The organism is Paraburkholderia sp. BL27I4N3 (assembly GCF_003386115.1).
In the GTDB taxonomy this organism is placed as follows: Bacteria; Pseudomonadota; Gammaproteobacteria; order Burkholderiales; family Burkholderiaceae; genus Paraburkholderia.
In genome coordinates, this window is record NZ_QREJ01000001.1 from 2,056,230 (window position 1) to 2,071,170 (window position 14,941).

Genomic DNA, 14,941 nt, shown 5'->3' on the forward strand with positions numbered 1-14,941 from the left:
GCATGCACTGATCGCACTTGAATACGGGGTTGTCGGCCGCACCTGTCCAGCATCTAATATTTAGAATATTTCAGACAAGGATCTACTGCATGACCTTTCGCGCTCAAATGCTGGACACGTTGACCTCCCAGTCGTCGCGGGATCTCGAAGCGCAGGCGCTCGGACTGGTGCCGATCGTCGTGGAAACGAGCGGCCGGGGCGAGCGTTCATACGACATCTATTCTCGTCTGCTGAAGGAACGGATCGTGTTCCTGGTCGGTGAAGTGAATGACCAGACGGCCAATCTCGTCGTCGCGCAGATGCTGTTCCTCGAAAGCGAGAACCCCGACAAGGACATCAGCTTCTATATCAACAGCCCGGGCGGTTCGGTTTCGGCGGGCATGGCGATTTATGACACGATGCAGTTCATCAAGCCGGATGTGTCTACGCTGTGCATGGGTCTTGCGGCCAGCATGGGCGCGTTCCTGCTGGCAGCGGGGGCCAAAGGCAAGCGTTTTGCTCTGCCGAATTCGCGCGTGATGATTCACCAGCCGCTCGGCGGCGCGCGCGGCCAGGCGTCGGACATCGAAATTCAGGCGCGCGAAATCCTGTATTTGAAGGAGCGGCTGAATCATCTGCTCGCGCATCACACCGGCCAGCCGGTCGAGCGTATTGCACGCGACACCGACCGCGACAACTTCATGTCCGGCGACGATGCGCAAGCTTACGGCCTCGTCGACCAGGTAGCGCACAAGCGTCCTTGAAATGGTGCGTTTTTGCCCCGGAATGGGGCAAAAACGCAGCCGGATCGGTTGTGAAATAATCAAACTTCGTCCGAGTGCCTGCGGCAAACGCCGTCACCTTGGCTCAAGCCCGGCCCCGCGCAAACTGCGAGGCCAGGGCAAACGGCGTATCATGTAATCGAGTGTCCGGAGGCTCACACATCTATGGCGGACAAGAAAGGTTCTAACAGCGAAAAGCTGTTGTATTGCTCGTTTTGCGGCAAGAGTCAGCATGAAGTCAAAAAACTGATTGCCGGCCCGTCGGTGTTCATTTGCGATGAATGTATCGACCTGTGCAACGAAATCATCCGTGATGAGGCTGCAGGCGCGGGCATCGAGGCGGGCTTGTCGAAGTCCGATCTGCCGAGTCCGCAGGAAATCCGTGAAATCCTCGACCAGTACGTGATCGGTCAGGAACGCGCGAAGAAAATTCTCGCGGTCGCGGTGTACAACCATTACAAGCGCCTCAAGCATCTCGACAAGAAAGATGAGATCGAGCTGTCCAAGAGCAACATCCTGCTGATCGGTCCGACCGGTTCCGGTAAGACGCTGCTCGCGCAAACGCTCGCGCGCCTTCTGAACGTCCCGTTCGTGATTGCCGATGCAACCACGCTGACAGAAGCCGGCTACGTCGGCGAAGACGTCGAAAACATCATTCAGAAGCTGCTGCAAAACTGCAATTACGAAGTGGACAAGGCCCAGCGCGGCATCGTCTACATCGACGAAATCGACAAGATCAGCCGCAAGTCCGACAACCCGTCGATCACCCGCGATGTCTCGGGCGAAGGCGTGCAGCAGGCTTTGTTGAAGCTGGTCGAGGGCACGATGGCGTCGGTGCCCCCGCAGGGCGGCCGTAAGCACCCGAATCAGGACTTCATCCAGGTCGACACGACCAACATTCTGTTCATCTGCGGCGGCGCGTTCGACGGCCTCGAAAAGGTCATCGTCGATCGTACCGAGAAGACCGGCATTGGCTTTGGCGCGAGCGTGAAGAGCAAGCAGGACCGCGACGCCGGCGAAGTGCTGCGCGAAGTGGAACCGGAAGATCTGATCAAGTTCGGTCTTATTCCCGAACTGATCGGCCGTCTGCCGGTGGTGGCCACGCTCGGCAAGCTCGACGAAGTCGCGTTGATGAAAATTCTCGTCGAACCGAAGAATGCGCTGGTGAAGCAGTACCACAAGCTGTTCAACATGGAACGCGTCGAGCTCGAAATTCGTCCGGCCGCGCTGCAAGCTGTCGCACGTAAGGCAATTCGTCGCAAGACCGGCGCGCGTGGTTTGCGCTCCATCCTGGAACAGGCGTTGCTTGATGTGATGTACGACCTGCCGCAAATGAAAGGCGTTAGCAAGGTCATCATCGACGACAACGTGATTGACGGCGACGGCAAACCGCTACTGATCTACGAAGACGCGCCCAAAGTGGCGGGTTCGAACTGATCGGCTTTCGGGTTCTGCAAAAAAAGCCGTTCATGGCAACGTGAACGGCTTTTTTCGTTTATCGTGTGGTCAGGCTGGTTGTTTTCACTATGGAGTCACTGAACCTTCGGAGTCACTGAACTTTTCCCACACGCGGAGGCTTGCAATCTTTTCTGCTGGCCTCACCTATCGAACGAACTGATTCCACTCATGGGGAAATGAAATGTCAGGAACCCAACTCCTTCCGCCGGAACGCATTACGCTCCCGCTGCTCCCGCTGCGTGACGTAGTCGTCTTCCCGCACATGGTGATTCCGCTCTTCGTAGGCCGCCCGAAGTCGATCAAGGCTCTCGAAGCAGCGATGGAAGGCGGCAAGCACATCATGCTCGTCGCCCAGAAAACGGCTGCGAAAGATGAGCCGACCGAAAAGGACATGTACGAAGTGGGGTGTGTCGCCAACATCCTGCAAATGCTGAAGCTGCCCGATGGCACCGTGAAGGTGCTCGTCGAAGGCTTGCAGCGAGCGAAAACGCTTTCCATCGAAGAACAGGAAACGCAGTTCTCGTGCGAAGTCATGCCGCTCGAACCCGACCATGCCGACAGCGCTGAAACTGAAGCGCTGCGCCGCGCGATCGTGTCGCAGTTCGACCAGTATGTGAAGCTGAACAAGAAGATTCCGCCGGAGATTCTGACGTCGCTGTCGGGTATCGACGAAGCGGGTCGTCTGGCCGACACGATCGCGGCGCATCTGCCGCTCAAGCTCGACCAGAAGCAGCACATCCTCGAAATGTTCCCGGTGATCGAGCGACTCGAGCATCTGCTCGCGCAACTCGAAGCCGAAATCGACATCCTGCAGGTGGAGAAGCGCATCCGTGGGCGTGTGAAACGCCAGATGGAAAAGAGCCAGCGCGAGTACTACCTGAACGAACAGGTCAAGGCGATCCAGAAGGAACTCGGCGAAGGCGAAGAAGGTGCGGACCTCGAAGAACTCGAGAAGCGCATCACCGCTGCCCGCATGCCGAAGGAAGCCAAGAAGAAAGCCGACGCCGAGCTGAAGAAGCTCAAGCTGATGTCGCCGATGTCGGCCGAAGCGACCGTCGTGCGCAACTACATCGACACGCTGATCGGCTTGCCGTGGCGCAAGAAGAGCAAGGTCAACAACGACCTCTCCAATGCGGAACGCGTGCTCGACGAAGACCACTTCGGTCTCGAGAAAGTGAAGGAACGTATTCTCGAGTATCTCGCGGTCCAGCAACGTGTCGACAAGGTCAAAGCGCCGATCCTGTGCCTTGTTGGGCCTCCGGGTGTCGGTAAGACGTCGCTGGGTCAGTCGATCGCTCGCGCCACGAACCGCAAGTTTGTGCGTATGGCACTCGGCGGCGTGCGCGACGAAGCCGAGATTCGCGGTCACCGTCGTACGTATATCGGCTCGATGCCCGGCAAGATTCTGCAAAGCCTGACCAAGGTCGGCGTGCGCAATCCGCTCTTCCTGCTCGACGAAGTCGACAAGATGGGCCAGGATTTCCGCGGTGATCCGTCGTCGGCTCTGCTCGAAGTGCTCGATCCGGAACAGAACCATACGTTCGCCGATCACTACGTCGAAGTCGACTTCGATCTGTCGGACGTGATGTTCGTGGCGACGTCGAACTCGCTGAACATTCCGCCGCCGCTGCTCGACCGGATGGAAGTGATCCGTCTGTCGGGTTACACGGAAGACGAGAAGGTCAGCATCGCGCAACGTTATCTTTTGCCCAAGCAAAAGAAGAACAACGGCCTCAAGGATGGCGAGGTCGATGTGACGGAAACCGCGATCCGCGACATCATTCGTTACTACACGCGTGAAGCGGGCGTGCGTTCGCTCGAGCGTGAAATTTCGAAGATCTGCCGTAAGGTCGTGAAGATGCTTCTGCTGAAGAAGGCGGAAGGCGCGGTGAAGGTCGACGGCAGCAATCTCGATACGTTCCTCGGCGTGCGCAAGTACGACTTTGGTCTGGCCGCGAAGGAAAATCAGGTTGGCCAGGTCACGGGTCTTGCGTGGACGGAAGTGGGCGGCGATCTGCTGACCATCGAAGCCGCGGTAATGCCGGGGAAGGGCAACGTGATTCGTACGGGTTCGCTCGGCGACGTGATGAAGGAATCGGTCGAGGCAGCACGCTCAGTGGTTCGTTCGCGTTCGCGCCGTCTCGGCATCAAGGACGAAGCGTTCGAGAAGCAGGACATTCACATTCACGTGCCGGAAGGCGCGACACCGAAAGACGGTCCGTCTGCCGGTATCGCGATGACGACCGCGTTGGTGTCGGTGTTGACCGGAATTCCGGTGCGCGCCGATGTCGCAATGACGGGCGAAATCACGTTGCGTGGCGAAGTTCTGCCGATCGGCGGCTTGAAGGAAAAACTGCTGGCGGCGCATCGCGGCGGTATCAAGCTGGTGCTGATTCCGGAAGAAAACGTCAAGGACTTGACGGAGATTCCGGACAACGTGAAGAACGCGATCGAGATCGTGCCGGTCCGCTGGATCGACAAGGTGCTCGAACTGGCGCTCGAACGCGTGCCGGCGGCGTTGCCGGAAGAAGAGCCGAAGCCTGCTGCGCCGGTCGCGGCAGAGCCGGGCAAAGACGCCGCAGCAACGGAAGTCGTAAAGCACTAAGACAGTCGGTAACGAAGCTGTTTGCTTGAAGAAAACCCGCGGTCACGGCCGCGGGTTTTTTATTGGCCGCGCGACTTTCGTCAAGCATCAGTGCAACGCGTTTTCCCACCTATTGAGCAAAGCCGCAGTGCGCCCGCCGACTGGTTGTGCGTGCATCCATTCGCGGCAACATTTTGTTATAGGAAGCCTCCTCGAAATCCTCGCAAATCAGGCTCAACCCCGCTTGACACAAGGGTTTCGGCCCATTCTAATGATTGCGCCCGGCGTTGCCCGCCGGCCGCGTGATGCCAGGCGTTAATAAAGCGCCGTCACGATTGCCATAAACATTCTCGGGGGTTGGGATGAACAAGACGGAATTGATCGATCACGTTGCGCAGCAAGCCGACATTTCGAAGGCAGCGGCAGGCCGTGCACTCGACGCTGTGATCGATGGTGTCAAAGGTACGTTGAAGAAGGGCGGTTCGGTGACGTTGGTCGGTTTTGGCACGTTCGCGGTCGGCAAGCGCTCCGCGCGCACCGGGCGCAATCCGCGCACTGGCGCTGCCATCAAAATCAAGGCGGCGAAGGTCCCCAAATTTAGGCCTGGCAAAGCTCTGAAGGATGCGCTAAACTAATGGGCTTGCTGCTTGAGGGGCGTCGATAGACGAAGATCGGGCAGCAGGTAGAAGCAGGAAAGCAGCACTGAATCATGAAACGGGTGCTTAGCTCAGTTGGTAGAGCGGCGCCCTTACAAGGCGTAGGTCGGGAGTTCAAGCCTCTCAGCACCCACCAGTTTCAGATTCGGTTAAGTGTTCCAGCGCAACATAAGGAGTGGTAGTTCAGTCGGTTAGAATACCGGCCTGTCACGCCGGGGGTCGCGGGTTCGAGTCCCGTCCACTCCGCCAGTATCCTCGAAAGGCGAACTCCGGTTCGCCTTTTTTATTGCCCGCTGTTGTAAGATCGGGCGTTCTGTTTTTGGCACTCCTCACGCATGCTCGATTTTTTCCGCAATCACAAACGCCTGATGATGTTCATGCTCATCCTCGTCATTGTGCCGGGGTTGGGTTTTGTGGGTATTCAGGGCTTTCGCGGCTTCTTTGACGAAAGTGCAAACGTCGCGAGCGTCAACGGTCACAAGATCACGCGCGCTGAATACGACAACGCGATGCGTCAGCAACTCGACCGCGCCCGTCAGATGCTCGGCGCGCAGTTCGATATGAAGTCGTTCGACACGCCGGAACGCCGCGCGCAGATGCTCGATGGTCTGATCGAGCAACGCGTGCTGGCCGATGAAACACAGCGCCTGCATCTCACCGCGTCCGACGACGCCGTGCGCCGCGTGTTGATGAACGATCCGGTGATCTCGTCGCTGAAGAATCCTGACGGCACGATCGACGTCGATCGCTACAAGCAGTTGCTCGCCATGCAGGGCATGACGCCCGACCAGTACGACGAGCGCGTGCGCTACAGCATCGCCACGCAGCAGTTGCCGGCCAGCATTCAAGGCAGCGCGTTCACGTCGAAAACGCTCGCACAGCATCTGACCGAACTTGCGGAGCAACAGCGCGAAGTGCAGGGCATTGCGTTCCATCCGCGCGACTACGCCGCGAAGGTGCAGCCTACCGACGTGCAACTGCAAGCGTATTACGACGCGCATCGCAATGAATTCGCCACGCCGGCCACGGCCACGATTCAGTATCTCGTCTTGTCGCCGGCAACGCTCGCCGCTTCCGCGCAGCCTACCGACGCCGATCTGAAGAAGTACTACGACGACAACATCGCGCATTACCGTACCGACGGTCAGGTGCGGGCGAGCCACATTCTGATCGCAGCGCCGAAAGACGCGAGCGCGGCCGACAAGGCCAAGGCCAAACAGAAGGCCGAAGAGCTGCTCGCGCAGATCAAGGCGCATCCGGACCAGTTCGCGCAGATCGCGCAGCAGAATTCGCAGGACCCCGGTTCAGCGTCGAAGGGCGGCGATCTGGGTTACTTCGGCCGCGGCATGATCGCGGGCGGCCAGGCGTTTGATGATGCCGTGTTCGCGCTGAAGAAAGACGAAGTCAGCGGCATCGTGCAGACCGACTTCGGCTATCACATCGTCAAGGTGACGGACGTGAAACCGGCGGTCACGAAGCCGTTCGACGAAGTGAAGGATCAGATCTCGAAAGACCTGAAGACGCAGTTGGCCAGCAAGGCATTCACCGACGATTCGGAAGGCTTCACGTCGATCGTCTATGAAAAGGCGAAGAGCCTGCAACCGGCCGCCGACAAGTACAAGCTGCAAGTGCAGACTGCCACGGTCACGCCGCAGCCGGATCCGAAGCTCGCGCCTGACAGCCCGCTGAACAACGCGAAGTTCCTCGCCGCGGTGTTCGCCAATGACGCCACGACGGCACGCAACAACACGCAGGCCATCGACGTCGGCGGCAACACGTTGATCGCGGCGCGCGTGACCGACTATAAGGCCGCGGCAGTGCCGGCACTCGACGCCGTCAAGGACGCGGTGCGTCAGAAAGTGATCGCGGTTCAGTCGGATGAAGCGGCTCACAAGGACGGCGAGGCCAAACTGGCCGAGCTCGAAAAGTCGAAGGCAACGACGGGCTTCTCGTCGCCGTTGAAGGTGTCGCGCAACGACGCGCAAGGCGTGCCGCCGGCCGCATTGAGTGCAATCTACAAGGCGGACGCGCAAAAATTGCCGGCTTACGTCGGTGTGGATCTCGGCGACGACGGTTATGCGATCTATCGCGTGAACGCGGTGGTAGCGGGTAACACGGTCGATCCGCAACGTCTGGCTGCAGCGCAGCAACAGATCGCCCAGGTCGATGCGCAGTCCGAAGCAGAGGCCTATGTCGAAGCAGTGCGCGCGCGTTCGAAGGTGAAGTTCTACGGTTCTCTCGACAGCAGCAATGCCCAGGTGAGCGGCGAGTAAGACTGCCCAAACGCAAAAAAGCCCCGCAGAATGCGGGGCTTTTTCATTTGACGAGTGCAAGCTCGTCAAACGGTCAGCTGCGACACGCTGTGAGCGTTACAGGCAGCCGCTGATCGCGCTTGTGGCGTTGCTGCCGCCAGCGCCACCGGCGCGGAAGCCGACCCAGGTGCCCTTGCCCGAGTACGACGGACGTACGACAGCGGCGGCGCCGTTGGGCGGCTGCTGACCCGGAACATATACATCCATGGCTTGATCGTTAGCCAAAGTGTCTTGCGAGACGACCTGTTGCTGCGAGCTGTCGGCCCACTTCTGCGCGATGCAGGTAGCGACAGCCTTCGGCGGTTGCTGGCTTTCGCCTACGGACTGAACGCCAGCGGGCGGTTGAGCGGCGCAGGCAGAAATTGCCACGGTCAAAGCGATTAACGGTAAATATTTCACGTTATCTCCTCAAAAGTCGCTCAAAATCGAGCCGGTTACGCGGGATTACGAAAGTGTCAGAGAGAACTTACCGATCCGCGTTCCCACAGTTCTGGAAACAAGTTGTTAGCAGATTTTTCAGTGCGGCGAACTTGTGCGAAGGAGTGGCTTGACTGCGGGCCACACGTTGTTAAGTAGCACTGGCTGTGCCTGCTGGGTGGGATGAATCTGATCGGCCTGGAACATATCGGGTTTGTCGGCGATGCCGGCGAGCAGAAACGGCACGAGCGGTACACGCAGTTGCTTCGACAGTTCGCCGTACAAGCCGTGGAACTTTTGCGTGTAGTCCGGGCCGTAATTAGGCGGCACGTACATGCCCACCAGCACGACCTTCGCGTGACCTTGCTGAGCCTGCTCGATGATCGTGCGCAGGTTGTCTTCGGTGGTGGAGAGCGGCACGCCGCGCAACGCGTCGTTGGCGCCGAGTTCGACGATCACGATGCTCGGCTTCAGGCGTTGCATGAGCGCCGGCAAGCGGGCTCGTCCGCCGCTCGTGGTGTCGCCGCTAATGCTCGCGTTGGCGACGCTATAATCGATTCGCTCGTCGGCGAGGCGCTGGCGCATCAACGCAACCCAGCCCGTGTCGCGGGGCAGGCCGTATTCGGCGGAGATGCTGTCGCCGAGCACGACGATCACCGGCTTGGCCGGTTCGGGCGCGTTGGCAGCCCGCGCCGTGAAGCTCACGGAAAGAAACAGGGTGGCGGCCACAGCGGCGCAGCCGCATGCCGTTGTCAACGCCGTGGCGCGAGACGTCATGGCACGCACTTTCAACCTACGCTTCACCATGCTAAACAAAACTGATCCAGTCATTGAAGTGCGGGGTTTGTGCAAGAAGGTTAACGATGCAACAGGCGAACTGACGATTCTCGACGACATCGATCTTGCTATCGATGCCGGCAGCAGTGTGGCAATCGTCGGTGCATCCGGGTCGGGCAAGTCTACGCTGCTCGGCTTGCTCGCAGGATTGGACAGCGCGAGTTCGGGCTCGGTTCGGTTGCTCGGCCGCGAACTCGGCGAACTGAATGAAGACGAGCGCGCCGCGTTGCGCAGCGGCTCCGTCGGCTTCGTGTTCCAGTCGTTTCAACTGATGCCACATTTGACCGCGCTCGAGAACGTTACGTTGCCGCTGGAGTTGCTAGGCGGCATCGGCACGCGCGAGGCCGCAACGCGTGCGCGCGGCTTGCTTGAGCAGGTGGGTCTTGGCAAGCGCACCAGTCACTATCCGAAGCTGCTGTCGGGCGGCGAGCAGCAGCGCGTCGCGCTCGCACGCGCGTTCGTCACACACCCGGCGATCCTGTTCGCGGACGAACCGACCGGCAGTCTCGACGCCGCCACCGGTCACGCGGTGATCGATCTGATGTTCGAGATGAACCGCGCGAACGGCGCGACGTTGATTCTCGTCACGCATGACATCGAACTGGCGCGCCGCTGCGATACGACAGTGACGATCGAGGCGGGACGTCTCGCCTGAGCGAGCGTCGAGCGTCGAACGTCGCGACAAAAGCAAAGCGGGCCGCAAGGGCCCGCTTTTTCATGGTGGCTTCCGGTATCGGGCAACCACGCCATTCAAATCAAGCAGCGCGAACCACCGCGCCGCTCACCATCACTTCTTCAACGCCGCCCGCGCCCGCGCGATCAACGCCGACGTCGAAGAATCATGCTTCTTCACATCGGCACTCGGCGCCGTCAGATCGGCTTCGACCACCTTGCCGAGAATCTTGCCCAACTCCACGCCCCACTGATCGAAGGAGTTGATGTTCCATACCGTCCCCTGTACGAGCACCTTGTGCTCGTACAACGCGATCAATGCGCCGAGCGAGCGTGCGGTGAGCGCCTCGACGAGCAGCGTGGTGGTCGGACGGTTGCCCGGAAACACCAGGTGCGGCGCCAGTTCCGGCTTGTCCGCGCCGGCCACTTTCTTCGCTTCTTCGAGCGTGCGGCCGACCATCAGCGCTTCGCTCTGCGCAAAGCAATTGGCGAGCAGCTTCGGATGATGGCTGACGAGCGGATGCTCCGGCGTCAACACCGCGATAAAGTCGATCGGCACGATCGTCGGGCCCTGGTGCAGCATCTGGAAGAACGCGTGCTGACCGTTCGTGCCCGGTTCGCCCCACGTCACCGCGGCGGTCGGGTAGTCGACCATCGCGCCATCCAGACGCGCCGACTTGCCGTTGCTCTCCATTTCGAGTTGTTGCAGATACGAAGGCAGGAAATGCAGCGCTTGCGAATACGGCGCGACCAGGTAGCTTTGCGAGCCGAAGAAGTTGCGATACCAGATGCCGATCATGCCGAGCAACACCGGCAGATTCTTCTCGAGCGGCGCGTCGCGGAAATGCTGGTCCATCTCGTTGGCACCGGCGAGCAGTTCGTCGAACTGCTGCGGTCCGATCGCGATCATGATCGACAGACCGACGGCCGACCATAGCGAATAGCGTCCGCCGACCCAGTCCCACATTTCGAAGACGTTCTCTTTCGCGATGCCGAACTTGACCACTTCCGCGGGATTCGCCGACACGCCGACAAAGTGCTTCGCCAGCGCGCTTTCCGGGCAGCCTTTCTCAATGAACCAGTCGCGCAGCGAGCGCGCATTGGTCATGGTTTCGAGCGTGGTGAAAGTCTTGGAGACGATGATCGCGAGCGTCTCTTCGGGATCGATCTGCTGCATGACGTTGTACAGATCGGCGCCGTCCACATTGGACACGAAGTGCGTGGTGATCTCCGGCGTGGCCAGATGATGCAGCGCATGCACGACCATCTTCGGCCCGAGATCCGAGCCGCCGATGCCGATGTTCACCACATAGCGGATCCGCTTGCCGGTATAGCCTTTCCACTCGCCGCCGCGCACCTGGTCGGCGAAGGCTGCCATTTTGGCGCGCTCGGCCTGCACTTGCGCGTAGAACGGCGCTTTCGGGTCGGTAGCACGTAATGCCGTGTGCAGCACGGCGCGGCCTTCCGTCGGGTTGACGATGTCGCCCGCGAACATGGCGTCGCGGCGCTTCTCCACACCGGCTTCGCGCGCGACTTGCACGAGCAGTTTCAGCGTTTCGTCGGTGATGCGGTTCTTCGAGAAATCGGCCGCGAGACCGCCGCCCGCGAACGCAAAGCGCTCGGCACGGGTAGGGGCGGGATCGTTCTCGGGGGCGAACCAGTCGCGCATGTGCGCATCGCGAATCTCGTCGTAATGCGTTTGCAGCGAGGACCAGGAGGGGAGCGAGTTCTGGGTCATAGCGTCCGTCTAACCAAGTGGCACGAAGAAAGGCGCGCGCGTGAAGCGCTGCCGAGGATGATGCAACGATGCTGTTAGAGCGATGCCGCGCGGCCCGGTTCGCCATGGGTGGCGGTGAAAATTCGCCGTCACCCGCAGTGGCTCCGACGCGCGGCGCAGTCAGTCAGTATAACGGCGTTGCGTGACGGACGGCAGCGGTTTGGGCCGTCCATCCATAGGTTGGGACGGACAGCTTCAGCACTCCGTTGCCGAATAAAACAAGCGGTTGAGCAAGGTCCGCACCATCGGCGCGAGTTCGCCCGCGGTCAGGCCGGCGGGACCGTGGCCTTGCGCGCTCAGGGTCTCGGCGGCAAGGCCGTGCAGATAGACGCCCGCAAGTGCGGCTTCGTAGCGCGGCAGATGCTGCGCGAGCAGCGCGCCGATGATGCCGCCGAGCACGTCGCCGGTGCCGCCCGTCGCGAGCGCGGCGTTGCCGGTCGGATTGATCGCGAGGCGCCCGTCCGCTGCGGCGATGACGGTGCCCGTGCCTTTGAGCACCACCACGGCCGCGTAGCGCGCGGCGAGCGAGCGCGCCGCGGTGAGGCGGTCGCGCTGCACGGCTGGTGCGTCGGTGCCGAGCAGGCGCGCGGCTTCGAGCGGGTGCGGCGTGAGGATGCACGGATCGCCTTGCACGCCGCGCGCGGTGACATCGGCGGCAAGCGCGGCGTCCTTCGAGATCAGATTCAGCGCGTCCGCGTCGAACAGCTTGGGGACGTCGAGTTGCAGCACGTCGTGCATCACGCGCGTGGCGCGTTCGCGATGCCCCATGCCGCAACCGACGGCGAGCGCATCCATCTGGTCGAGCGGCAGATCGTCGACGGCATGCAGCATGAGTTCCGGGTGCGGCGGATCGTAGGGCGGGGCGCCTTCGCCCAGCAGCGCGACGTGCACCTTGCCCGCGCCGGTGTACAGCGCCGCGCGCGAGGCGAGGATCGGCGCGCCGCACATGCCGGTGTCGCCGCCGACCACGGCGAGGCTGCCGAAGCTGCCCTTGTTGGTCGCGAAATCGCGCGGCGGCAGAAAGGCGGCGAAGAGTTCGGGGGCATTCAGTTGCACGGCCGTGCGGCCGCTCGTGTCGACGCCGATCGGCGCGACCGTGACGGCGCCGGCGAGATCGCGCCCTTGCGCGGTGAAGAGCCCCGGTTTGGCGCCGATGAAGGTGATCGTGTGGCTGGCATGGACGGCGGCGCCGGCGCCATTGCCCACAACTGTGCCGGTGTCGCTGTCGAGGCCGCTCGGCACGTCGAGCGCCAGCACGCCGCCTTTGCGCGGCCGCGCTTTGGCGCGTTGCGAAAGCTGCCGGGCGACGGCCGCGAACACGCCTTCGAGCGGACGCGTCAGGCCGATGCCGAACATGCCGTCCACCAGCCACCGGTAGCCGTCCAGCGAGGCGGGCGGCGCGCTGGTGATCGCGACGCCGGTCGCGCGGGCCATGTCGAGCGCCCAGCGCGCGTCGTCCGGTTTCACTTCGACCGGCATGCACAGCTCGACGGCGATGCCGGCCTGGTGGAGTTCCGTCGCGAGCACCAGCGCGTCGCCGCCGTTGTTGCCCGGCCCGGCGATGAGCCACACCTTCTGCCTGGATTTCTCGATCGACGTATCGCGGGTGATCTGCTCGCGCAGGAAGCTCGCGGCGGATTTCCCGGCGCGCGACATCAGCGTGTGTTTCGGCAAGGCGGCCGCCGCCTGGGATTCGGCGATCCGCAGGTCGGTGAGCGTAAGCAAAGGCAGCGCCCGGTTGTGCGGGCTGACGAGTGTCGGCGGCGTCTGGTCGGCTTCTGTCATGGCGAGGCTTGGCGGTTCGCCCGGCGGCAGGCGAAAAAGCTGGGGGAATCGCTATGGTAGTGCCGATGAGCGCCCGGCGGGCGCCTCTTGCGGCCCGTTCGTGCGCGGGCCGGCGAGATTTACCTGAACCGATCCGCGCGCAGCGCGGCCAGTGTGTCCGGGGGGACGTCCGGCGTGCCGCCCGAAATCAGGTCGGCGACCAGCTTACCCGACCCGCAGGCGAGCCCCCAACCGGCGGGGCCGTGGCCCACATTGACGAAAAGACGCGGATGCAGCGCGTTGCCGATCACCGGCAAGCCGTCCGGCGACAGCAGTTTGACGCCTTCCCACGGCAAGGCCACCGAGATTCGCGCGGCGCCCGGAATCCAGTCGTGCGTCGCCTGGCCGAGCAGGGCGAGGGCTTCCTTCGTCACCGCTTCGCCCAAGGGCTTGTCGATCTGGCCGGCGCTTTGCAAGACCGCGCCGCCCGCAATCCGCAGCCGATGGTTCATGCGGCTGATCGCGATCCGCTTCACCGCGTCCACGATCGCGACGTGCGGTGCGCATTCCTCATGCGCGATCGGTGCGACCAGCGTGTGCAGACGCAGCGGATGCAGCGGCAAGCGCAGGCCGAGTCGCTCGAGCAGCGGCAGGCTGCCGTGACCGGCGGCCACGACCACCGCGTCGGCGTGGATCACATCGACTTCGCGCGAACGGGAGGTCGCGCCCGGTTGCGGCGCCAGTTCCACCGAGGCGCGCTGGCCGTCCAGACGGATCGACGAGACTTCGCAGCCCAGCATGAATTGCACGCCGCCTTGCGTATCCAGCGTCTGCTTGATGAGCTTGGTGAAGAGCGGCGCATTGGCCGTGCGCTCCTGGTCGAACAGCACGCCGCCCGCGAATTCCGGCTCGGTGCGCACAGAGTGCTCGAACGCGGCGCATTGTTCGGGGGTCAGCTCGTGGTGCGGCACTTCGAAAAGCTGGAGCAGGCCGCGCGCGGGCCGCAGCTGTTCCCATTCCTGTTCGGCGCGCACCAGATAGAGCAGGCCGCTGGTCTGTTCGAACTCGAGGCCGAAGCGCGCCTCCATGTCCGCCATGGTGTCGCGCGACAGCTCGATCAGCGGCCGCAGCAATCCGTATTGATGGCCGAATGCGTTGGGTTCCTGCAGCTCGACGAGCTGCTTGACGAACTGGCGCGCCGAGCCGGTGAAGCCGGCCTTGTTGACGACGCCGTTTTTGGCGTTCTGGCGGCTGGCCATGAAGGTCGGGCCGAACCAGACGTCGAGCGGAGTCGGCAGGACGGTGCCGCCGTGTCCATAGGTTGCGCCCTGCGCAACCGTGGCGTGGCGCTCGACGACGCATACCCGATGGCCGGCCGCGCGCAGTTGATAAGCGGTGGCGACGCCCGCAATTCCGCCGCCGATGACGATGACATCCATGTTCTGATTCGATTTGCCGACAGGACGCCGAAGCGGCGCTTGCCCGTTGAGCGTGACATGCGGCGCGCCGTGCCGCCTGCGTGGCCGCTCGCGCCGATCTGGTGAAAGGGCGAATGATAGCAGTCAAACCGCTGGCGCGGCCACGCGGGCGCAACGCCGGAGCGCCGGCGCGATTGGCGCGGTGGGCGCACCGGAGGCCGGCCCAAACCCGCTCGGAAGCCGCCCGGAACCCACGCGGAGCTTGCGCCAAGCCCCCGCGAAACT

The 14,941-nt window shown here is 62.2% G+C and carries 11 protein-coding genes and 2 tRNA genes; 8 read left to right on the plus strand and 5 right to left on the minus strand.

The window, feature by feature from the left end; all coding sequences use genetic code 11:
- Positions 1-89: 89 nt before the first annotated feature.
- From clpP to B0G71_RS09540, 7 genes are all read left to right on the plus strand, one after another.
- Positions 90-743 carry an ATP-dependent Clp endopeptidase proteolytic subunit ClpP gene (gene clpP, locus B0G71_RS09510; protein ID WP_007182010.1) on the plus strand — a complete coding sequence of 218 codons (654 nt, stop codon included), beginning with the start codon at positions 90-92 and terminating at the stop codon, positions 741-743.
- A 183-nt stretch (positions 744-926) separates the two neighbouring features.
- A complete protein-coding gene (gene clpX / locus B0G71_RS09515; RefSeq protein ID WP_007182009.1) occupies positions 927-2,198 on the plus strand; it encodes an ATP-dependent Clp protease ATP-binding subunit ClpX in 1,272 nt (423 codons plus the stop codon).
- 202 nt (positions 2,199-2,400) lie between these two features.
- Positions 2,401-4,824 (plus strand): endopeptidase La, encoded by a 2,424-nt coding sequence (gene lon, locus B0G71_RS09520; RefSeq protein ID WP_106283480.1) that lies wholly within the window; start codon positions 2,401-2,403, stop codon positions 4,822-4,824.
- A gap of 341 nt (positions 4,825-5,165) precedes the next feature.
- Positions 5,166-5,438, plus strand: coding sequence for an HU family DNA-binding protein (locus tag B0G71_RS09525; protein WP_106283479.1), 273 nt, complete (start codon positions 5,166-5,168; stop codon positions 5,436-5,438).
- 81 nt (positions 5,439-5,519) lie between these two features.
- Positions 5,520-5,595 (plus strand) — tRNA-Val (locus B0G71_RS09530).
- Between the two features lie 36 nt (positions 5,596-5,631).
- Positions 5,632-5,708: transfer RNA gene (locus tag B0G71_RS09535), tRNA-Asp, on the plus strand.
- 86 nt (positions 5,709-5,794) lie between these two features.
- Positions 5,795-7,732 carry a SurA N-terminal domain-containing protein gene (locus B0G71_RS09540; RefSeq protein WP_116141241.1) on the plus strand — a complete coding sequence of 646 codons (1,938 nt, stop codon included), beginning with the start codon at positions 5,795-5,797 and terminating at the stop codon, positions 7,730-7,732.
- A 96-nt stretch (positions 7,733-7,828) separates the two neighbouring features.
- Here B0G71_RS09540 and B0G71_RS09545 read toward each other — a convergent pair whose 3' ends face one another.
- Together B0G71_RS09545 and B0G71_RS09550 are read right to left on the minus strand one after the other, a co-directional pair.
- Positions 7,829-8,170 carry a hypothetical protein gene (locus B0G71_RS09545; protein WP_116141242.1) on the minus strand — a complete coding sequence of 114 codons (342 nt, stop codon included), beginning with the start codon at positions 8,168-8,170 and terminating at the stop codon, positions 7,829-7,831.
- A gap of 117 nt (positions 8,171-8,287) precedes the next feature.
- Complete coding sequence (locus B0G71_RS09550; RefSeq protein ID WP_241974593.1) at positions 8,288-8,965, minus strand: arylesterase; 678 nt, start codon at positions 8,963-8,965, stop codon at positions 8,288-8,290.
- A 28-nt stretch (positions 8,966-8,993) separates the two neighbouring features.
- Here B0G71_RS09550 and B0G71_RS09555 point away from each other — a divergent pair, with 28 nt between their 5' ends.
- A complete protein-coding gene (locus B0G71_RS09555) occupies positions 8,994-9,680 on the plus strand; it encodes an ABC transporter ATP-binding protein (protein ID WP_106281089.1) in 687 nt (228 codons plus the stop codon).
- A gap of 132 nt (positions 9,681-9,812) precedes the next feature.
- On the opposite strand, the gene pgi is transcribed toward B0G71_RS09555, so the two are convergent.
- From pgi to B0G71_RS09570, 3 genes are all read right to left on the minus strand, one after another.
- On the minus strand, positions 9,813-11,435 hold the full coding sequence (pgi, locus tag B0G71_RS09560; RefSeq protein ID WP_116141246.1) for a glucose-6-phosphate isomerase: 1,623 nt from the start codon (positions 11,433-11,435) through the stop codon (positions 9,813-9,815).
- 234 nt (positions 11,436-11,669) lie between these two features.
- A complete protein-coding gene (locus tag B0G71_RS09565) occupies positions 11,670-13,259 on the minus strand; it encodes an NAD(P)H-hydrate dehydratase (protein WP_116141248.1) in 1,590 nt (529 codons plus the stop codon).
- Between the two features lie 119 nt (positions 13,260-13,378).
- The gene (locus tag B0G71_RS09570; RefSeq protein WP_116141250.1) at positions 13,379-14,677 is read right to left on the minus strand and encodes an FAD-dependent oxidoreductase; all 1,299 of its coding nucleotides are present in this window, start codon (positions 14,675-14,677) and stop codon (positions 13,379-13,381) included.
- Positions 14,678-14,941 lie beyond the last annotated feature (264 nt).